The sequence below is a fragment of the Pseudomonas frederiksbergensis genome, assembly GCF_003732665.1.
GTDB classification, from domain to species: Bacteria; Pseudomonadota; Gammaproteobacteria; order Pseudomonadales; family Pseudomonadaceae; genus Aquipseudomonas; species Aquipseudomonas frederiksbergensis_G.
Map to the genome: position 1 here is coordinate 174,516 of NZ_MOBP01000015.1, position 20,706 is coordinate 195,221.

Here is a 20,706-nt window from a genome sequence, read left to right on the forward strand (position 1 = left end):
ATCAATCCATGAAGCCCTGAAGCTTCAACTCAATAGAGCGAGGGTTTTCACCTTCGGCGATCGACAGAATCCCTTCCAACAACATTTCGCGATAACGCGACTGACGCAACGCGATGGACTTGAGCTTGGCCGCTACCGGCAGCAACACCAGGTTGGCACTGGCCACGCCGTAGATGGTCGCGACGAACGCCACGGCAATCCCGCTGCCCAGTTGCGACGGATCGGCGAGGTTGCCCATGACGTGGATCAGGCCCATGACGGCGCCGATGATGCCGATGGTCGGCGCGTAACCGCCCATGCTTTCGAAGACTTTGGCGGCCTCGATGTCGCGGCTTTCCTGGGTGTAGAAATCCACTTCCAGGATGCTGCGAATTGCTTCCGGCTCGGCGCCATCGACCAGCAGTTGCAGGCCTTTGCGCGAGTAGTTGTCCGGTTCGGCGTCGGCCACCCCTTCCAGACCGAGCAAGCCTTCCTTGCGGGCGGTCAGGCTCCAGTTCACGACGCGATCGACGCCACCAGCCAGATCCACACGGGGTGGAAACAGGATCCAGGCAAGGATCTGCATGGCGCGCTTGAACGCGCTCATCGGCGATTGCAACAGCGCCGCACCGACGGTCCCACCAATGACGATCAACGCCGCCGGGCCGTTGGCCAGAGCGCCGAGGTGACCGCCTTCAAGGTAGTTGCCGCCAATGATGGCGACGAACGCCATGATGATCCCGATAAGGCTCAGTACATCCATCAGATACAAGCCTCAACCAGGTGTTTGCCAATGTCGTCGAGGCTGTAAATCGCGTCGGCGAGATCGGCTTTGACGATGGCCATCGGCATGCCGTAGATCACGCAGCTGGCTTCATCCTGAGCCCAGATCGCGCTGCCGCCCTGCTTGAGCAGACGCGCGCCTTCGCGACCGTCGGCGCCCATGCCGGTCAACACCACCGCCAGAACTTTGTCACCGTAGGATTTGGCCGCCGAACCGAAGGTGATGTCCACGCACGGTTTGTAGTTCAGACGCTCGTCGCCGGGCAGGATTTTCACCGCGCCACGGCCATCGATCATCATTTGCTTGCCACCCGGTGCCAGCAACGCCAGGCCCGGACGCAGGATGTCGCCATCCTCGGCTTCCTTGACGTTGATGCGGCACAGCTTGTCCAGGCGTTCGGCGAAGGCCTTGGTGAAGGCCGCCGGCATGTGCTGGATCAACACGATTGGCGCCGGGAAGTTGGCCGGCAATTGGGTCAACACCCGTTGCAGGGCAACCGGGCCGCCGGTGGACGTACCGATGGCCACCAGTTTGTAGGCTTTGCGTTTCGGCGCGGGCGACGATGGGCTGGAAGCCGCTGGCGCACGGGTCGGCAACGCTGCCGGGGCCGGACGCGCAGGCGCCGTGCTGGCGTAGCTGCTGACGCTCGAAGGCGCTGGTGCCGGAGCAGCCACCGGGGCCGGTGCGGTGTAGGTATTGGCGCGACGGTTACTGCGCGAAATGCTCAGGATCTTTTCGCACAGCAGTTGCTTGACCTTCTCCGGGTTGCGGGAGATGTCTTCGAAATTCTTCGGCAGGAAGTCCACCGCACCGGCGTCCAGCGCATCCAGGGTGACCCGGGCGCCTTCGTGCGTGAGCGAGGAGAACATCAAGACCGGGGTCGGGCAGCGCTGCATGATGTGCCGCACTGCCGTGATGCCATCCATCATCGGCATCTCGTAGTCCATGGTGATCACGTCTGGCTTGAGGGCCAGGGCCTGATCGATCGCCTCTTTTCCGTTGGTCGCCGTACCGACAACCTGGATGTTCGGATCCGCTGAAAGAATTTCCGAGACGCGGCGGCGGAAAAACCCCGAATCGTCCACCACCAGGACTTTGACTACCATAAACACTCCGTTAGACGCAGCGGGGCGTTGTCGCCCCGCTGCGGCAGAATCAAATACGCCGTGCGGCGTAACGCTTGAGCATGCTCGGGACATCGAGAATCAGCGCGATGCGGCCGTCACCGGTGATGGTGGCGCCGGACATGCCCGGGGTTCCCTGGAGCATTTTGCCCAATGGCTTGATGACCACTTCTTCCTGGCCCACCAGTTGATCGACGACAAAGCCGATCCGCTGGGTGCCCACCGAAAGGATCACCACATGGCCCTCGCGCTGCTCTTCATGAGCGGCGGAGCTGACCAGCCAGCGCTTGAGGTAGAACAAGGGCAGCGCCTTGTCCCGCACGATCACCACTTCCTGACCGTCCACCACGTTGGTGCGCGACAGGTCGAGGTGGAAGATCTCGTTGACGTTCACCAGCGGGAACGCAAAGGCCTGGTTGCCGAGCATGACCATCAGCGTCGGCATGATCGCCAGGGTCAACGGGACCTTGATCACGATCTTCGAGCCTTTGCCCTTGGTCGAGTAGATATTGATGGTGCCGTTGAGCTGGGCGATCTTGGTTTTCACCACGTCCATGCCCACGCCACGACCCGACACATCGGAGATCTCGGTTTTGGTCGAGAAACCCGGGGCGAAGATCAGGTTGAAGCAATCCGACTCGCTGAGACGGTCCGCCGCATCCTTGTCCATCAAGCCTTTCTTGACCGCGATACCGCGCAGAACGTCAGCGTCCATGCCCTTGCCGTCATCGGAGATAGACAGCAGGATGTGGTCGCCTTCCTGTTCGGCGGACAGAATCACCTTGCCGCTGCGTGGCTTGCCCATCGCTTCGCGTTCGGTCGGCTCTTCGATACCGTGGTCGACCGAGTTGCGCACCAAGTGGACCAACGGGTCGGCCAGGGCCTCGACGAGGTTCTTGTCGAGGTCGGTTTCTTCGCCGACCAATTCCAGGTTGATCTCTTTCTTGAGCTGGCGAGCCAGGTCGCGAACCAGGCGCGGGAAGCGCCCGAAGACTTTCTTGATCGGTTGCATCCGGGTCTTCATGACCGCGGTTTGCAGGTCGGCCGTGACCACGTCGAGGTTCGACACAGCCTTGGACATGGCTTCGTCGCCGCTGTTGAGGCCCAGACGGACCAAGCGGTTACGCACCAGTACCAGTTCGCCCACCATGTTCATGATTTCGTCGAGACGCGCGGTATCAACCCGCACGGTGGTCTCGGCTTCACTGGCCGGTTTTTCCGCTGGCGGCGCAGAAGGCGCGGCGCGAGCCGGTGCCGCTGCTGCCGCCGGTTTCGGCGCTTCAGCTTTAGGTTCTGGCGCTTTGGCCGCAGGTTTCGCTGCCGGCGCGGGTGCCTTGGCGACGGGCGCTGTGACCACAGTGCCGGTGCCGACTTCGGTGAACTTGCCTTTGCCGTGCAATTCGTCGAGCAGCGATTCGAACTCGTGATCGGAGATCAGATCGCCACCGGCCGCCTTAGCGGTGGGTGCAGCCGGGGCCGGTGCCGAAGCAATGGCCGATTCCAGCGCATCAACGGCAAAGTTGCCCTTGCCGTGCAGCTGATCGAGCAGGGCTTCGAATTCGTCGTCGGTGATGTCCGAGCTGTCGCCGGCCGCTTTCGGGGCCTTGGCTGCCGGTGCCGCCGGGGCTGCCACGGCATCCACCGCGAACTGACCTTTACCGTGCAACTGATCGAGCAATGACTCGAACTCGGCATCGGTGATTTCGTCGCTGGCCGCCGCATTGCTGCTCGGCGCTGGCGCAGCCGCCGGGGCTTCGGCCTGGGCCTTGACGGCGTTCAGCGAGTCCAGCAGTTGTTCGAATTCGTTATCGGTGATGTCGCCCGATTCGCTCTCGGCGGCGGGTTCTTCCACTACGTCGGCAACCGGGGCTGCGTCGGCGGATTGCGGCTCGGCCAGACGGGCCAAGGCTTCAAGCAATTCTGGAGTGGCGGCCGTGATCGGGCTGCGTTCGCGGACTTCGGTGAACATGCCGTTCACCGCATCCAGCGCTTCGAGAACTACGTCCATCAGTTCCGAGTCGACGCGTCGTTCACCCTTGCGCAGGATGTCGAACACGTTCTCGGCGATGTGACAGCACTCCACCAGCTCATTGAGCTGGAGGAAGCCGGCGCCCCCTTTTACAGTGTGAAAACCGCGAAAAATTGCATTGAGCAAATCCGCATCATCCGGTCGACTTTCCAGCTCGACCAGTTGCTCGGACAGTTGCTCTAGAATCTCGCCGGCCTCAACCAGGAAATCCTGAAGGATCTCTTCATCGGCGCCGAAGCTCATTAAGGGGGTGCTCCTAAGGTCTAAAACCTAAAAAACCTAAAATCCAAGACTGGATAACAAATCGTCCACATCGTCCTGACCGGACACAACATCTTCTCTTTTATCGGCATGAATCTGCGGACCTTCACCCTGCGAGAGATGTTTTTGTGGATCTTTTTCAGCCAGCATCGCTTCACGGTCATGTTCGATACCCGCAAAGCGGTCTACCTGGCTGGCCATGAGCACGAGCTTGAGCAGGTTGCTTTCAACTTCGGTGACCAATTGGGTCACGCGCTTGATCACTTGACCGGTGAGGTCCTGGTAATCCTGGGCCAGCAGAATGTCGTTGAGGTTGCTCGACACCGTGCGATTGTCCGCGCTGCTGCGCGTCAGGAAACCGTCGACCCGGCGGGCCAGTTCGCGGAACTCTTCAGCCCCGACTTCGCGGCGCATGAAGCGTCCCCAGTCGGCGCTCAAGGCCTGGGCTTCGGTGCTCAGGCCATTGACCAGCGGCGTGGCGTTTTCCACCAGGTCCATGGTGCGGTTGGCTGCGGCCTCGGTCAGCTTGACCACATACCCCAGGCGCTCGGTAGCGTCCGTGATCTGCGAGACTTCCTCGGCTTGCGGCATGTTCGGGTCAATCTGGAAATTGACGATCGCGCTATGCAGCTCACGAGTGAGCTTGCCCACTTCCTGGTACAGGCCGCGGTCACGGGTCTGGTTGAGCTCATGGATCAGTTGCACAGCGTCGCCGAACCTGCCTTTTTCAAGGCTTTCGACCAGTTCGACCGCGTGTTTTTTCAGGGTCGACTCAAAATCGCCCTGTGAAGATTCGTTGTGGTCCATAGCTCCCCCGTGGCGCAGTTACTCAACCGATGCGTTCGAAAATCTTTTCGATTTTTTCTTTCAACGCCTGGGCCGTGAAGGGTTTGACCACATAGCCGTTAACACCGGCCTGGGCCGCTTCGATGATCTGTTCGCGCTTGGCTTCAGCGGTCACCATCAGCACTGGCAAGTGCTTGAGTTTTTCATCGGCGCGCACGTGGCGCAGCAGGTCGATACCGGTCATGCCCGGCATGTTCCAGTCTGTTACCAGAAAGTCGATGCTGCCGCTGTTGAGGACCGGAATGGCAGTGGTGCCATCATCAGCCTCGACCGTGTTGGTGAACCCAAGGTCACGCAACAGGTTTTTAATGATCCGCCGCATCGTTGAGAAGTCATCAACGATGAGGATTTTCATGTTCTTGTCCAATTCGACCTCCAAGCAGTCTTAAACGCGCCCAGCACCTGGACGCGCCATTTCAATCAATCCGGCAAAGCACTCAAATGACTGTCTGGAGCACAACAGATCGAGACCGCTGCAGTTCAACACCACACCAGCCTCGTTCGCAGTGTCCCCACACTGCCTTCAGCGCGCTCGCCACTCCCCCAAACGCCCCCGCAAACGGGCCGCGCACTGGCTGTGTAACTGGCTGACACGGGATTCGCTGACACCCAGGACCTCACCGATTTCCTTGAGGTTCAGCTCTTCGTCGTAGTACAGCGCCAACACCAGTCGCTCACGCTCCGGCAAATTGGCAATCGCGTCCGCCAATGCAGCCTGGAAGCGTTCATCTTCCAGATCGCGTGACGGCTCCAGATGAGCACTGGCGCCATCCTCGTGCAGCCCTTCGTGTTCGCCGTCCTGCAACAGGTCGTCGAAACTGAACAGGCGGCTGCCCAAGGTATCGTTCAAAATCCCGTAATAATCGTCGAGACTCAATTGGAGTTCGGCCGCAACCTCGTGATCTTTAGCATCACGGCCGGTTTTAGCTTCAATCGAGCGAATTGCGTCGCTGACCATGCGGGTATTGCGGTGGACCGAACGTGGTGCCCAGTCCCCCTTGCGTACTTCATCGAGCATCGCGCCACGGATTCGAATGCCCGCGTACGTCTCGAAACTCGCGCCTTTGCTGGCGTCGTATTTGGTCGACACTTCAAGCAGGCCAATCATCCCGGCCTGAATCAGATCTTCCACCTGAACACTGGCCGGCAAACGCGCCAGCAAGTGGTAAGCAATGCGTTTGACCAGTGGCGCGTAACGCTCGATCAGCTCGTACTGCGCATCACGTGCCGACTTCTTGTAGAGGTTGTAGCCACTGGCTGTCATAGGACGGGTCCTGCGGTCTGTTGCACGAGACGCTCGACGAAAAATTCCAGGTGCCCGCGCGGGTTGGCCGGCAGCGGCCAGGTGTCGACTTTCTGCGCAATCGCCTTGAACGCCAGGGCGCACTTGGAGCGCGGGAAGGCTTCGTAGACGGCACGCTGCTTCTGCACGGCCTTGCGCACGCTTTCGTCGTAAGGCACGGCGCCGACGTATTGTAGGGCGACGTCGAGGAAGCGGTCCGTGACCTTGGTCAACTTGGCGAACAGGTTGCGACCTTCCTGCGGGCTCTGGGCCATGTTGGCCAGGACGCGGAAGCGGTTCATGCCGTAATCGCGGTTGAGCAATTTGATCAGGGCGTAGGCGTCGGTAATCGAGGTCGGCTCATCGCACACCACCAGCAACACTTCTTGCGCGGCGCGGACAAAACTGACTACCGAGTCACCAATACCCGCAGCGGTGTCGATGACCAATACATCGAGGTTATCGCCGATATCGCTGAAGGCCTGGATCAGGCCGGCATGCTGGGCCGGGCTCAGATGAACCATGCTCTGGGTGCCGGACGCGGCCGGGACGATACGGATACCGCCAGGGCCTTGCAACAGAACGTCGCGCAGCTCGCAGCGGCCTTCGATCACGTCGGCCAGGGTACGTTTGGGAGTCAGTCCCAGCAGAACGTCGACGTTCGCCAGACCCAGGTCGGCGTCCAGCAGCATGACGCGTCGGCCAAGCTCTGCTAGAGCCAGGGACAAGTTCACTGACACGTTAGTCTTCCCGACGCCACCTTTGCCGCCGGTCACCGCGATCACCTGTACGGGATGCATGCTGCCCATGTTATTTCTTTACCTTGTCTTGCATAGACGGAGGCCACATTACTGGCTGCGCGTTCATTAACTGAACAATGCATGGCAGACCATCGATGTAGGTACAAAAACTGTTCATTAGTACCTCAGCCAACCTGCTTGGTCGGGCTGTGGTAAATATCAGCGAACATGTCAGCCATGGCTTCTTCGCTGGGTTCTTCCTGCATTTGCACGCTGACCGCGCGACTGACCAACTGGTGACGCCGCGGCAGATGCAAATCATCTGGAATGCGCGGGCCATCGGTGAGGTAAGCCACCGGCAATTCATGACTGATGGCCAGGCTCAACACCTCGCCCAGACTCGCCGTTTCATCCAGTTTAGTCAGGATGCAGCCGGCCAGCCCACACCGCTTGTAACTGTGATAAGCGGCGGTTAGAACCTGTTTCTGGCTGGTGGTTGCCAGGACCAGATAATTTTTCGATCGGATCCCGCGACCGGCCAGGCTTTCGAGCTGCATGCGCAGGGCCGGGTCACTGGCCTGAAGGCCGGCGGTATCGATCAGAATCACGCGTTTGCGCAGCAACGGATCCAGCGCCTGCACCAGGGACTGGCCCGGATCGACGTGGGTCACCGACACGTTAAGAATGCGACCCAACGTTTTCAATTGTTCCTGAGCGCCAATACGGTAGCTGTCCATGCTCACCAGCGCGATGTTCTGCGCGCCGTACTTGAGCACGTAACGGGCCGCGAGCTTGGCCAGGGTGGTGGTCTTGCCCATGCCGGCGGGGCCGACCATGGCAATCACGCCGCCCTCTTCCAGTGGTTCGACTTCCGGTGTGGCAATCATCCGCGCCAGGTGCGCCAGCAACATGCGCCAGGCCTGACGGGGTTCTTCAATATCGGTAATCAGCGCCAGCAGGTCCCGGGACAACGGGCCGGACAAGCCGATGCGTTGCAGGCGACGCCACAGGTTGGCCTGGGCCGGACGGCTGCCTTGCAGCTGATTCCAGGCCAGGGAGCCGAGCTGCACTTCCATCAGTTCGCGCAGGCTGTTGAGCTCGAAGCGCATCGAATCGAAAGCCCGCGGATCAACACCGCCGGCGGCAGGCGCTGGGGCCGGCGCTGCACGACGAGGTTCGCTATAAGTCGGTTCGATCAGCGGCTCGGCGGCGGTCAACGGCAGGCCGGCGAACAACTGGCGATTGGTAGTCTTGTCTCCGTCGGTTTCGCCTTCGCCGCGCAGGCTCAGTTCGGCCTGGGCGGTGACGATACGCGACTGGGTCTTGCGCAGCTCATCCTCGAGTTCCATGTTCGGAACGCGCGGGGCCAGCGCCGACAGTTTGTAATCCAGGGCAGCCGTCAGCTCGACACCGCCGGCGATCCGGCGGTTGCCAATAATGGCCGCGTCAGCGCCCAGCTCATCACGAACCAGTTTCATGGCCTGACGCATATCGGCGGCGAAAAAACGCTTAACTTGCATAAACCACTACCTCAGCCGTTGGGCCCTACTGTCGCAACGATGGTCACTTGCTTGTTGTCAGGGATTTCCTGATACGCCAACACGTGCAAACCCGGGACTGCCAGCCTGCCGAATCGCGAGAGCATCGCGCGAACCGGACCGGCTACCAGCAGAATCACCGGTTGACCTTGCATCTCTTGACGCTGTGCCGCATCGATCAACGAACGTTGCAGCTTCTCTGCCATGCTTGGCTCCAGCAGAACGCCCTCTTCCGAGCCTTGTCCTGCCTTCTGAAGACTATTGAGCAATATCTGTTCCAACCTTGGCTCCAAGGTGATAACTGGCAGCTCCGACTCAGTCCCTACAATGCTTTGGACGATTGCGCGGCTTACGCCGACGCGCACCGCGGCCACCAGCGCGGCAGTATCTTGACTCTTGGCGGCATTGTTGGCGATGGCCTCGGCGATGCTGCGAATGTCGCGCACCGGCACTTGTTCGGCGAGCAGCGCCTGCAAGACCTTGAGCAGTTGCGACAGCGACACCACACCCGGCACCAGCTCTTCAGCCAGTTTCGGCGAGCTTTTGGCCAGCAATTGCATGAGTTGCTGCACTTCTTCGTGGCCAATCAGCTCACTGGAGTGCTTGTACAGAATCTGGTTCAAGTGGGTTGCCACCACCGTACTGGCATCGACCACGGTGTATCCCAGGGACTGGGCCTGGGCGCGCTGGCTGATTTCGATCCAGACCGCCTCCAGGCCAAAAGCCGGATCTTTGGCGGTAATGCCGTTGAGCGTGCCGTAGACCTGGCCAGGGTTGATCGCCAGCTCGCGGTCCGGGTAAATCTCCGCTTCAGCGAGGATCACGCCCATGAGGGTCAGCCGGTAGGCGCTCGGCGCCAGGTCGAGGTTGTCACGAATGTGCACAGTCGGCATCAGGAAGCCCAGGTCCTGGGACAGCTTCTTGCGCACACCCTTGATCCGCGCCAGCAACTGACCACCCTGGTTGCGATCCACCAGCGGAATCAGGCGATAGCCCACTTCCAGGCCGATCATGTCGATCGGGGTCACGTCGTCCCAGCCCAATTCCTTGGTTTCCTGGGCGCGGGCCGGAGATGGCAGCAGCTCTTGTTGACGCTTGACCTCTTGCAGGGCCTGGACCTTGACCACGCTCTGCTTCTTCCAGAACAGGTAGGCGCCGCCGCCGGCCAGGGCCGCCATGCTGAGAAACGAGAAGTGCGGCATGCCGGGCACCAGGCCCATCACTGCCATCAAACCTGCCGCGACGGCCAACGCTTTGGGCGAGGCGAACATCTGGCGACCGATCTGTTTGCCCATGTCTTCCGAGCCGGAAGCACGGGTCACCATGATCGCCGCTGCTGTGGATAACAACAGTGATGGCAATTGCGCCACCAAACCGTCACCGATGGTCAGCAACGCGTAAACCTTGCCGGCATCGCCGAAGCTCATGCCGTGCTGGAAGATACCGACGGCCATGCCGCCGATCAGGTTGATGAACAGAATCAGCAGGCCGGCGATGGCGTCACCGCGCACAAACTTGCTGGCACCGTCCATGGAACCGTAGAACTCGGCTTCCTGGGCGACTTCCATGCGGCGCAATTTGGCTTGGTTCTGATCGATCAGGCCGGCGTTCAGGTCGGCGTCGATGGCCATCTGTTTGCCGGGCATGGCGTCGAGGGTGAAACGTGCGCTCACCTCGGAAATCCGCCCGGCACCCTTGGTCACCACGACGAAGTTGATGATCATCAAAATCGCGAAGACCACGATACCGACCACGTAGTTACCGCCGATCACCACCTCACCGAAGGCCTGGATCACCTTACCGGCGGCGGCATGCCCTTCCTGACCGTGGAGCATCACCACCCGCGTGGAGGCCACGTTCAGTGCCAGGCGCATCAGCGTCGCCACCAGCAAAATCGTCGGGAACACCGCGAAATCCAGTGGCCGCAAGGCGTAGACGCAGACCAACAGCACGACGATCGACAAGGCGATGTTGAACGTGAAGAACACGTCCAGCAGGAACGGCGGCACCGGCAACATCATCATGGCCAGCATGACCAGCAGCAACAGCGGCACACCCAGATTGCCCCGACTCAAGTCGGCGACGTTTGTGCGAGCACTGTTGATTAACTGAGAGCGATCCACCGGTTTTCCCCGTTCCTTTAAAGCAAACTTTTGACGCCTGAAGCAGGCGCAGAGCGGCTACTGCAAGAAGCCTTCCAACTTTTGCCGGGGCAGGAAATAGAGGTGGGTGCAAGCGCGCAGGATCAAAAGATCGCAGTTCGGCAGCGTCTACAGGAGACCGTGTTTTCACAACGATTCTGTGGCCGAGAACGATCAATGTGGGAGCGGGCTTGCTCGCGAAAGCGGTGTGTCAGTCGACATCTCTATTGACTGACATGACCTCTTCGCGAGCAAGCCCGCTCCCACAGGTTGCAAAGCCAGGCTTTCTCGGCTTTTCGAGGTTGAACCTATTCGAAGAAATCAAAGCGGCTGAACATTGGCAGCATTCGGCCCGTTGGGCCCCGGAGTTACCTCAAAGCTGACCCTCTGGCCCTCCGTCAAAGCTCTATAACCATCACTAGCAATCGCCGAATAGTGCACAGGAACTTCTGCCGACCCGTCATCCGGCGCGATAAAACCAAACCCCTTTGATTCGTTGAACCACTTAACCGTACCAGTAGCCATGACCCTTCTCCTTGAATGACCGAAAAGGCACGCTTGTTGTGCCCTTACGACGATAAAACAACAAGGACCCAACGCTGCCTACTGTCAAAGTTGACAGGTTCCGCTCTGTTTCGGACTAACGGCCGGGGACCAACCACCCTCTTGTGGGAGCGGCGGTGCGACGATTCGACTTGCTCGCGAAAGCGGTGTGTCAGGCGACATTTCCATCGACTGACACGGCCTCTTCGCGAGCAAGCTCGCTCCCACAGGTTTTGGGGTGTGGTCAGGAGTCGCGGCGAAGATCCGGCGGGATCGGCAGGTCGTCTTTGAGCGGATCCGGGCGTTTGCCTTTGCCGGCGCGGTGCTGGCGGATCTGGTAGACGTAGGCCAGGACCTGGGCGACTGCCAGGTACAGGCCGCCAGGGATTTCCTGGTCGAGTTCGGTGGAGTAGTAGATCGAACGCGCCAGGGCTGGCGATTCGAGTAGCAGCACTTCGTTGGCCACGGCGATTTCGCGGATTTTCAAGGCCAGGAAGTCGCTGCCCTTGGCGATCAGCATCGGCGCGCCGCCCTTCTCGGGGTCGTACTTGAGGGCCACGGCGTAGTGAGTCGGGTTGGTGATGACCACGTCGGCATCCGGGATCGCCGCCATCATCCGCCGTTGGGACATCTCGCGCTGGAGCTGACGAATGCGTTGCTTGACCTCCGGCCGCCCCTCCGAGTCCTTGTGCTCATCGCGCACTTCCTGCTTGGTCATCAGCAGTTTCTTGTGGCTTTCCCACAACTGCACCGGCACGTCGACGGCGGCGATGATGATCAGGCCGCAGGCCATCCACAAGGTGCTCCAGCCCACCACTTGCAGGCTGTGAATGATCGCCAGCTCCAGCGGTTCATGGGCGATGCGCTGCAAGTCGTCGATGTCCGAGGACAGCACCGCCAGCGCCACGAACAGGACGATGATGAACTTGGCAAATGCCTTGAGCAACTCCACCAGGGCCTTGGTGGAAAACATCCGTTTGAGGCCACTGAGCGGGCTCATCCGACTGAACTTCGGTGCCAGGGAACCGAACGCAAACAGCCAGCCACCCAAAGAAATCGGGCCGATGATCGCCGCCAGCACCAGTGAAATCATGATCGGCTGGATCGCCCACAAACCGATTTGCCCGGAGTGCAGCAGGTAGTTGGCCATGGACTTCTGATCCATGATCACTTCCCGTGGCAGGCTGAAGTTGATGCGCATCAGCTCCATCATGTCCTGGGCCAAGGCACCGCCGAAAATCAGCAACGCACTGGCACCGACCAGCATGATCGCCAGGGTGTTGAGTTCCTTGGAGCGCGCCACCTCGCCTTTGTCGCGGGAGTCTTTCTTGCGCTTGTCCGTGGGGTCTTCTGTTTTGTCTTGACCGCTTTCGCTCTCAGCCATGACTCAGCGCGCCTGTGCCAGTTCGCGTAAAAACTGCAAGGCCTCGACGGCCATGGGTTGATACTGGTTGAGGATGTCCCCCAGGCTGACCCAGAGAATGAACATGCCGAGCACCAGGGTCAGTGGAAAACCGATGGAGAAGATGTTCAGTTGCGGCGCCGCCCGGGTCATCACGCCAAACGCGATGTTGACCACCAGCAGCGCGGTGATCGCCGGCAACACCAGCACCAGCGCCGCCCCCAGGACCCAGCCGAGCTTGCCGGCCAGCTCCCAGAAATGATTGACCATGAAGCCGCTGCCGACCGGCAACGTGGTAAAGCTTTCGGTGAGGACTTCGAACACCACCAGATGGCCGTTCATCCCCAGGAACATCAGCGTTACCAGCATGGTGAAGAACTGCCCGATCACCGCCACCGACACGCCGTTGGTGGGGTCGACCATGGACGCGAAGCCCATGCCCATCTGGATCGCGACAATCTGCCCGGCGATGACAAACGCCTGGAAGAACAACTGCAAGGAGAAACCGAGCACCGCGCCGATGAGGATCTGCTCCCCGATCAGCAGCAGTCCGCTGAGGTCCAGAGGATTGACGGGCGGCATGGGCGGCAGTGCCGGCGTAATCACCACCGTGATCGCCAGGGCCAGATACGCCCGCACCCGCCGGGGCACCAGGGTCGTGCCGAAGATCGGCATGACCATCAGCAGCGTACCGACGCGAAACAGCGGCAACATGAACGTCGCCACCCAGGTGCTGATCTGGGTATCGGTCAGTTGCAGCAGCGACATGGCTTAGCCGATGACCATGGGAATATTGCCGTACAACCGCAGGATGTATTCCATGAAGGTCTGCACCAGCCACGGGCCGGCGACAATCAGCGTCACCAGCATCACCAGCAGGCGCGGCAGGAAGCTCAAGGTCTGTTCGTTGATCTGGGTCGCGGCCTGGAACATCGCCACCAACAGCCCCACCAACAGACTCGGAATCACCAGCACCGCCACCATCATCGTGGTCAGCCACAGCGCGTCCCGAAAGATGTCTACGGCGACTTCTGGCGTCATGGCGAAACACCTCCGAAACTGCTGGCCAATGTACCGATGATCAACGCCCAGCCATCGACGAGCACGAACAGCATGATCTTGAACGGCAGGGAAATGATCAGCGGCGACAGCATCATCATCCCCATCGCCATCAGCACACTGGCCACGACCAGATCGATGATCAGGAACGGGATGAAAATCATGAAACCGATCTGGAACGCGGTTTTCAGTTCCGAGGTGACGAACGCCGGCACCAGGATGGTCAACGGCGCCTGATCCGGCGTGGCGATGTCAGTGCGCTTGGACAAGCGCATGAACAGCTCCAGATCGCTGGTGCGGGTCTGGGCCAGCATGAAGTCCTTGATCGGCACTTGCGCCTTGAGCACGGCGTCCTGGGCGGTGAGCTTCTCCGCCAGGTACGGTTGCAAGGCATCGTTGTTCACCCGGTCGAACACCGGCGCCATGATGAACAGGGTCAGGAACAGCGCCATGCCGGTGAGGATCTGGTTCGATGGCGTCTGTTGCAGGCCCAGGGCCTGGCGCAGGATCGAGAAGACGATGATGATCCGCGTGAAGCTGGTCATCAGCATGACAAACGCCGGAATAAAGCTCAGCGCAGTCATGATCAGCAGGATTTGCAGGCTGACCGAGTATTCCTGCGCACCCTGCGCATTGGTGCCCAGGGTGATGGCCGGAATCGACAACGGATCGGCGGCCAGCGCCAACGGCGCCGCCAGCATCAGGGCCAGCGTCAAGACGATGCGGAGCGCACCCATTACTTCTTATCCTTCTGATCCTTGCCCAACAGTTCCATGAGGCGCTGGGCAAATTCCGGGGTCGATTTTTCCGTGGTGCTCGGCACGTGCACCGGCTCCTTGAGCACATGCAGCGCGGTGATGGTGCCGGGGCTCAGGCCGAGCAGGATCTGTTCGTTGCCGACCTGCACCAGCATCAGCCGGTCACGGGGACCCAGCGCCCGGGAACCGATGATCTCGATCACCTGCCCCTTGCCCGCCGGCCCGGCCTGCTGGACCCGGCGCAACAGCCAGGCGAGGAAAAAGATCAACGCCAGCACAAACAACAGGCCGAACACCAATTGCGTCAATTGCCCGGCCACACCGCTGTTGACCGCCGGTGCAACGGCCGCCGCCGTCGTGGCCACCGGTTCAGCCGCCAAGGCGCTGAACGGCAGCGCCAGCAACAACCCCAGAACCTTGTTCACTTAGCGCAGCTTCTTGATGCGTTCACTTGGGCTGATCACGTCGGTCAGGCGGATGCCGAACTTCTCGTTGACCACAACCACTTCGCCGTGGGCGATGAGCGTGCCGTTGACCAGCACGTCCAGCGGTTCGCCGGCCAGGCGATCAAGCTCGATCACCGAACCCTGGTTGAGTTGCAGCAGGTTACGGATGTTGATGTCGGTGCTGCCCACTTCCATGGAAATCGACACCGGGATGTCGAGGATGACGTCCAGGTTCGGGCCGTCCAGGGTCACCGGTTCGTTGTTTTTCGGCACGCTGCCGAATTCTTCCATCGGCAGACGGTTGGACGCCGAGCTACCGGTATCGGCAGCCAGCAGCGCATCGATATCGTCCTGGCCGGCATCACCGGTTTCTTCCAGCGCGGCAGCCCATTCATCAGCCAGTGCCTGGTCGTCCTGGGCGTTCATATCGTCGTTCATCGTTTGTCCTCGGCGGGCAGCTCTGAGAAGCGGCCAGTGTTAAATGGGGGAGTTAAGCGCCGGTTAGCGGCGCTCGATCGGCTCGATCACCTGCAACGCGAGGTTGCCTTTGTGCGAGCCCATCTTGACCTTGAACGCAGGCACGCCGTTGGCGCGCATGATCATTTCTTCCGGCATCTCGACCGGGATGATGTCCCCCGGCTGCATGTGCAGGATGTCTCGCAGGCGCAGTTGACGACGGGCCACCGTAGCACCGATCGGCACGTCCACGTCCAGCACGTCCTGGCGCAGGGCGTTGACCCAGCGCTCGTCCTGGTCATCGAGGTCCGACTGGAAGCCGGCGTCGAGCATTTCGCGCACCGGCTCGATCATCGAGTACGGCATGGTCACGTGCAGGTCGCCGCCACCGCCATCGAGTTCGATGTGGAACGTGGACACCACGATCGCTTCGCTCGGGCCGACGATGTTGGCCATGGCCGGGTTCACTTCCGAGTTGATGTACTCGAAGTTCACTTCCATGATCGCCTGCCAGGCTTCCTTCAAATCGATGAAGGCCTGCTCCAGCACCATGCGCACCACACGCAGCTCGGTGGGGGTGAATTCACGCCCTTCGATCTTCGCGTGACGGCCATCGCCGCCGAAGAAGTTGTCCACCAGCTTGAACACCAGTTTGGCGTCGAGGATGAACAGCGCGGTGCCGCGCAACGGTTTGATCTTGACCAGGTTGAGGCTGGTCGGCACGTACAGCGAGTGCACGTATTCGCCGAACTTCATTACCTGCACGCCACCGACGGCAACGTCCGCCGAGCGGCGCAACATGTTGAACATGCTGATGCGGGTGTAGCGGGCGAAACGTTCGTTGATCATTTCCAAGGTCGGCATGCGTCCGCGGACGATCCGGTCCTGGCTGGTCAGGTCATAACTTTTGACACTGCCGGGTTCGGCGGCGGTATCGGTCTGTACCAGACCATCGTCGACGCCATGCAGCAGCGCATCGATCTCATCCTGGGACAGCAGGTCTTGCACGGCCATGTCGTGTTCCTACTGCAGTACGAAATTAGTGAAAAGCAACTGTTCGATCACCACTTTGCCGAGCTCTTTCTGCGCCACTTCCTGGACGCTGGCGGTGGCCTTCTGGCGCAGCATTTCCTGGCCGACCGGCGTCGCCAGCGTAGCGAAGTCCTGGCCCGAGAACAGCATGACGAGGTTATTGCGGATGACCGGCATGTGCACCTTGAGTGCTTCCAGATCCGCCTGGTTGCGGCCGAGCATGGTGATGCTCACCTGCATGTAGCGCGGGCGACCGTTCTGGTTGTAGTTGGCGACGAAGGCCGGCGCCATCGGTTCGAAAATCGCCGGTTGCTTGCCGCTCGGGGCCGTCTCGGCCGCGACCGCAGGTTTGCTCTGGGCGCTGTGCATGAAGTACCAGGTGGCCCCCACGGACAAGCCGATCGCCAGCAGCACTGCCAGCACGATCGCAATGATCAGCTTGAGTTTGCCTTTGGTTGCAGGGTCTTTAACCACTGCTGCTGCTTCGCTCTTCGCCATGCCAATAATCCGTCACTATTCAGGTTTTCACAGTCGCACGGCAAGGCAAGAGCAAGTGTTATGCCAGAAGTGTGGAGGGCTATGTAGACGGTGATGGATCGGCGAGCGCAGATCCAATGTGGGAGCGGGCTTGCTCGCGAAAGCGGTATGACAGTCGACATAAATGTTGAATGTTAAATCGTATTCGCGAGCAAGCCCGCTCCCACAGGAGTGATGTGTGTTGGATCAGGCGTAGTAGTCGACGGCGCTGGAACCGATGACGCTGGTGGTGCTGGCCGCGATTTCCGCGACGGTCGGCACGATCTCATCGTCCATGGCATCCACACGGCCACCGCTGGCGCTGGTACGACCGCCCTGCCCTTGTTGCGCTTGCTGTTCCTGGCCCTGACCCTGCCAGCCACGGGACTGGTCGGAGACGTTGACGTCGACCTGGCCCATGCCCTGCTGGGCGAACATGTCACGCAGGCGATGCATTTGCCCGTCCAGTGCTTCGCGCACGCTCGGGTGGGCGCTCATGAAAGTCACTTGGGTCTGCTGGTCCGGGACCATGTTCACCCGAATATCCAGGCGCCCCAATTCGGCCGGTTGCAACTGAATGTCCGCCGCCTTGAGATTGACGCTGGACAGGTACATGACCCGATTGACCACTTCTTCGGTCCAGCCGCTCTGGTGCATGGCGATCGGCTGATTGACCGGCAGCGCATTGGCGGTTTTCGGCGTGGCCGCCTGGGTCAACGCCGCCAGACGACTGGCGAAATCATCGACACGGGTATCGCTGCTGGCGGACGTCAGGTCCTTGAGGCCGTCATTGAGCAAGCCACTAAAGGCCTTTTCACCACCGCCCTGGCTGGTGCTGTCCTTATCGGCCTTCACATCGAGCATGGTCGCCATGCCAGCGGCGAAATTCTGTGCCGAGGTCAGGTCGCCATCGGCGGAGGCCTGGGCCGGCGTCGCCTTGGGCTGGGCCTGGCTGGAGGCGGAGACGTGACCGCTCTGCTCCATGGCCATGCGCAGAGCTGGCAGCGCATCGAGCGGGTCGGCCTCGGGATCGAAATCGGTGTCGGTGGTCGCCGGGGCTGGCGTCGGCACAGTCACGGCGGCGGCAACGGTCGCTTCGACTTGCGGTTGCGCGGTGGTCACCACGGGCGGCGTTTCCGGCGCCGGCGCGGGAGTCGCTGGCTGAGCCACTTGCATCAGGGCCGGGTCCAGCGTCGGGTCAACTGGCGGGGTGTCGGCGGCGACCGGGGTATCTGTCTGCGCGTCGCTATCGTCGGCGCTTTTGTCATCGGTCGATGCTGCTGCCGGTTTGTCGGCGGGCAAGGATTTGCCGCTATCGGCAACGGCCGGGTCCGCAGCGGCAGGCTTATCCTTGCCGACGTCCTTTTTGGCAGGGCTGTCAGGGGTCTTGTCCCGTGCCGGTTTGAGCGGTGCGTCAGCCAATACCGCAGGCTTTTTCTGGGCCTGATTGGCGAAGACGTTGGCGAAGCTGGAGGCCTTATCCCCAGGCTCAGCGGCCACCACCGGGTTGTTGGCCGGGGTGGCTTGAGGCTTGGCCTTTGCAGTGGCCTGAAGAAGCGAATTGGGGGTAACGGGCATGACGCGGTCTCCGCTGCACTGGGATCGTTTGTACAGTTGACCGGGATAACTGCAAAGGTCGAGCCAGGTTTGCTCAATAGTCGCTTGGAGCGCCGGACGGTCGCGCTACTCGGCCAGGGAACGCTGGCGCTCCGCTTCGTAGAGCGGGCGGACGATGGCAAATTCGCCGTCGATTTCCCCGACCAGTTTTTCGATACCGGCGAGGCTTTTTTGCTTGGCGCGCTGCTCCAGCTCATTGCACAGCTCAGCCAGGCGAATGGCGCCCATGTTGCTGCTGCTGCCTTTGAAACTGTGGGCCGCATTCATGAGTTGCGCGGCGTCGTCTGCCTTTCGCAGTACACGCAAACGCTCTTCGGAGTCGGCGATGAAGGTATCCAGCAAGGTCGGATACTCGTCCTCCATCACTTCTTGCAACGCGCTCAGCACGTCGCGATCCAGATGTGTGTCAGCCACTTGTTCACTCCTTGATCAAGAATTCGCGGGATTATGCCAGAGCCTCCCAATAAAACTCCACGTGCGCACTACGACCATCGTCTGACCAACTGGCCTTGCGGCTCAATTGACGGATCAAACCGACACCGCGTCCGGACAGACGGACGCCATCCACCGGCCGCTCCATCACCCGCGCCACATCGAAGCCCTTGCCGCTGTCGTCGACCCGAATCGACAGGCAACCGCCCTCGCCCTTCGGCGTGACCTGCAAATGCAAGCGCACGTAACCGTCCTGCAATTGGTCCAGACGGGTATTGCGCTCCTGATAATAACGCGCAAATCCCGAGGCATCGCGCTTGAGGCTTGAATCCAGGCCCAGCACGCCGTGCTCCAGGGCGTTGGAATACAACTCGGCCAACACGCTATACAACGCGCCGCTTTGCGCCCGCAGGCCGTGGACTTCCAGCAGCAATTGCAATAGATACGGCAGCGGGTTGAAGCGTTTAAGGGTGGCGGCGCGAAACTCGAAACTCACCGACCAGTCCAGCGGGCACGACTGGCCGCTGTCGGAATACACCAGGGCCGGCGGGCTCAACTGCGCCGGATCCAGCAGCCGGACCTCGACCATGCTCACATCGTCGCGGAACTCGCCACGGAAATCCCGCAGGGCCTGCTCGATCTCCTCGAACAATGCGTCTGGCCGGCGATTGGCGGCAAACACCTGCTCCAGGCGCTCCACGCCGAACAATTGCTCGTTGGCATCGCAGGTATCGATCACCCCGTCGGACATCAGGAACACCCGATCATCGACCGCCATCGGAAACACTTCCGTGCGATCGTTGAAGGTGGTCGGGCTCAACACACCCAATGGCAAGTGCCGCGCCCGCAGCGGCGTGCGCTCGCCGGTGGCATTGCTGTGCAGGTAACCGTCGGGCATGCCGCCATTCCAGACTTCCACCGAACGGCGCTGGAAGCTCAGGCACAGCAGGGTCGCGCAACAGAACATATCCACCGGCAGGATGCGCTTGAGCTTGGCGTTCATCTCCCGCAGGGTTTCGGGCAAGCCGTAGCCCTTGGCGGTCATGCCGTAGAACACTTCAGCCAGGGGCATGGCGCCGACGGCGGCCGGCAAGCCATGGCCGGTGAAGTCGCCGAGCAAGACGTGCATGTCGCCGGCCGGGGTAAACGCCGCCAGCAGCAGATCACCGTTGAACAGCGCGTAAGGCGATTGCAGGTAGCGGATATTCGGCGCGTTCAGGCAACCGGAGTGGGCAACCTTGTCGAACACAGCCTTGGCCACCCGCTGCTCGTTGAGCAAGTACTCGTGGTGCCTGGCAATCTGGTCACGCTGATCGAGCACGGTGGCCTGCAAGCGGCGCAAGCGGTCCATCGCCTTGATCTTGGCGGCAAGGATCACCTGGTTGTAGGGCTTCGCCAGAAAGTCGTCGCCGCCGGCCTCCAGACAACGGGCCAGGGCTTCGCTTTCGGTCAGCGAGGTCAAAAAGATGATCGGCACCAGTGTTTCCCCGGCCAGTGCCTTGATCTGCTGCGCCGCCTCGAAACCGTCCATCACCGGCATCATGGCGTCCATCAACACCAGTTGCGGTCGTTGCTCGCGGAACGCTTCAACCGCTTCGGCACCGTTGGCCGCCGTCAGCACCTGATGGCCCTGACGCCGGACAATACTCGACAACAGCATGCGATCAGCCGCGCTGTCTTCGGCGATCAGGATCGTCAGCGGTTCAAACAACGACTGCACG

21 protein-coding genes are annotated in these 20,706 nt (G+C 60.8%); all 21 read right to left on the reverse strand.

The features are described from left to right. Position 1: 1 nt before the first annotated feature. The gene (locus BK665_RS24570) at positions 2-742 is read right to left on the reverse strand and encodes a flagellar motor protein (RefSeq protein WP_054049369.1); all 741 of its coding nucleotides are present in this window, start codon (positions 740-742) and stop codon (positions 2-4) included. After that, positions 742-1,869, reverse strand: coding sequence for a protein-glutamate methylesterase/protein-glutamine glutaminase (locus BK665_RS24575; RefSeq protein ID WP_123409167.1), 1,128 nt, complete (start codon positions 1,867-1,869; stop codon positions 742-744). The genes BK665_RS24570 and BK665_RS24575 overlap by 1 nt, the downstream gene beginning before the upstream one ends. Before the next feature lie 49 nt (positions 1,870-1,918). Next, a complete protein-coding gene (locus BK665_RS24580; RefSeq protein ID WP_123409168.1) occupies positions 1,919-4,159 on the reverse strand; it encodes a chemotaxis protein CheA in 2,241 nt (746 codons plus the stop codon). A gap of 36 nt (positions 4,160-4,195) precedes the next feature. Continuing rightward, positions 4,196-4,984 (reverse strand): protein phosphatase CheZ, encoded by a 789-nt coding sequence (locus tag BK665_RS24585; protein WP_123409169.1) that lies wholly within the window; start codon positions 4,982-4,984, stop codon positions 4,196-4,198. A 22-nt stretch (positions 4,985-5,006) separates the two neighbouring features. Continuing rightward, a complete protein-coding gene (locus tag BK665_RS24590; protein ID WP_003183998.1) occupies positions 5,007-5,378 on the reverse strand; it encodes a chemotaxis response regulator CheY in 372 nt (123 codons plus the stop codon). Positions 5,379-5,546: 168 nt separating this feature from the next. Continuing rightward, entirely contained in the window at positions 5,547-6,287 is a 741-nt protein-coding gene (fliA, locus tag BK665_RS24595) for an RNA polymerase sigma factor FliA (RefSeq protein ID WP_007894214.1), read from the reverse strand. After that, positions 6,284-7,114: a flagellar synthesis regulator FleN gene (gene fleN / locus BK665_RS24600; protein ID WP_003222917.1), complete on the reverse strand. Its 831-nt coding sequence runs from the start codon at positions 7,112-7,114 to the stop codon at positions 6,284-6,286. Before fleN ends, fliA begins: the two co-directional genes overlap by 4 nt. Positions 7,115-7,230: 116 nt before the next feature. Further along, on the reverse strand, positions 7,231-8,565 hold the full coding sequence (gene flhF, locus BK665_RS24605; RefSeq protein ID WP_123409170.1) for a flagellar biosynthesis GTPase FlhF: 1,335 nt from the start codon (positions 8,563-8,565) through the stop codon (positions 7,231-7,233). Positions 8,566-8,576: 11 nt separating this feature from the next. Continuing rightward, positions 8,577-10,706 carry a flagellar biosynthesis protein FlhA gene (flhA, locus tag BK665_RS24610; RefSeq protein ID WP_123409171.1) on the reverse strand — a complete coding sequence of 710 codons (2,130 nt, stop codon included), beginning with the start codon at positions 10,704-10,706 and terminating at the stop codon, positions 8,577-8,579. Between the two features lie 339 nt (positions 10,707-11,045). Beyond that, positions 11,046-11,249 carry a cold-shock protein gene (locus tag BK665_RS24620; RefSeq protein ID WP_123409172.1) on the reverse strand — a complete coding sequence of 68 codons (204 nt, stop codon included), beginning with the start codon at positions 11,247-11,249 and terminating at the stop codon, positions 11,046-11,048. A gap of 262 nt (positions 11,250-11,511) precedes the next feature. Beyond that, positions 11,512-12,651: a flagellar biosynthesis protein FlhB gene (gene flhB / locus BK665_RS24625; protein ID WP_123409173.1), complete on the reverse strand. Its 1,140-nt coding sequence runs from the start codon at positions 12,649-12,651 to the stop codon at positions 11,512-11,514. Positions 12,652-12,654: 3 nt separating this feature from the next. After that, entirely contained in the window at positions 12,655-13,437 is a 783-nt protein-coding gene (fliR, locus tag BK665_RS24630; RefSeq protein WP_123409174.1) for a flagellar biosynthetic protein FliR, read from the reverse strand. 3 nt (positions 13,438-13,440) lie between these two features. Next, positions 13,441-13,710: a flagellar biosynthesis protein FliQ gene (fliQ, locus tag BK665_RS24635; RefSeq protein WP_123409175.1), complete on the reverse strand. Its 270-nt coding sequence runs from the start codon at positions 13,708-13,710 to the stop codon at positions 13,441-13,443. Continuing rightward, positions 13,707-14,465 carry a flagellar type III secretion system pore protein FliP gene (fliP, locus tag BK665_RS24640; protein ID WP_123409176.1) on the reverse strand — a complete coding sequence of 253 codons (759 nt, stop codon included), beginning with the start codon at positions 14,463-14,465 and terminating at the stop codon, positions 13,707-13,709. The genes fliQ and fliP overlap by 4 nt, the downstream gene beginning before the upstream one ends. Beyond that, positions 14,465-14,911, reverse strand: coding sequence for a flagellar biosynthetic protein FliO (fliO, locus tag BK665_RS24645; RefSeq protein WP_123409177.1), 447 nt, complete (start codon positions 14,909-14,911; stop codon positions 14,465-14,467). The genes fliP and fliO overlap by 1 nt, the downstream gene beginning before the upstream one ends. Beyond that, positions 14,912-15,370, reverse strand: coding sequence for a flagellar motor switch protein FliN (gene fliN / locus BK665_RS24650; protein WP_123409178.1), 459 nt, complete (start codon positions 15,368-15,370; stop codon positions 14,912-14,914). Positions 15,371-15,433: 63 nt separating this feature from the next. Then, complete coding sequence (fliM, locus tag BK665_RS24655; RefSeq protein WP_123409179.1) at positions 15,434-16,402, reverse strand: flagellar motor switch protein FliM; 969 nt, start codon at positions 16,400-16,402, stop codon at positions 15,434-15,436. Between the two features lie 9 nt (positions 16,403-16,411). Beyond that, positions 16,412-16,918 carry a flagellar basal body-associated protein FliL gene (fliL, locus tag BK665_RS24660; protein WP_123409180.1) on the reverse strand — a complete coding sequence of 169 codons (507 nt, stop codon included), beginning with the start codon at positions 16,916-16,918 and terminating at the stop codon, positions 16,412-16,414. A 225-nt stretch (positions 16,919-17,143) separates the two neighbouring features. Beyond that, a complete protein-coding gene (locus BK665_RS24665; RefSeq protein WP_123409181.1) occupies positions 17,144-18,514 on the reverse strand; it encodes a flagellar hook-length control protein FliK in 1,371 nt (456 codons plus the stop codon). 105 nt (positions 18,515-18,619) lie between these two features. After that, entirely contained in the window at positions 18,620-18,967 is a 348-nt protein-coding gene (locus tag BK665_RS24670; RefSeq protein WP_123409182.1) for an Hpt domain-containing protein, read from the reverse strand. Between the two features lie 31 nt (positions 18,968-18,998). Further along, entirely contained in the window at positions 18,999-20,705 is a 1,707-nt protein-coding gene (locus tag BK665_RS24675; protein ID WP_123409245.1) for a fused response regulator/phosphatase, read from the reverse strand. Position 20,706: the final 1 nt, after the last annotated feature.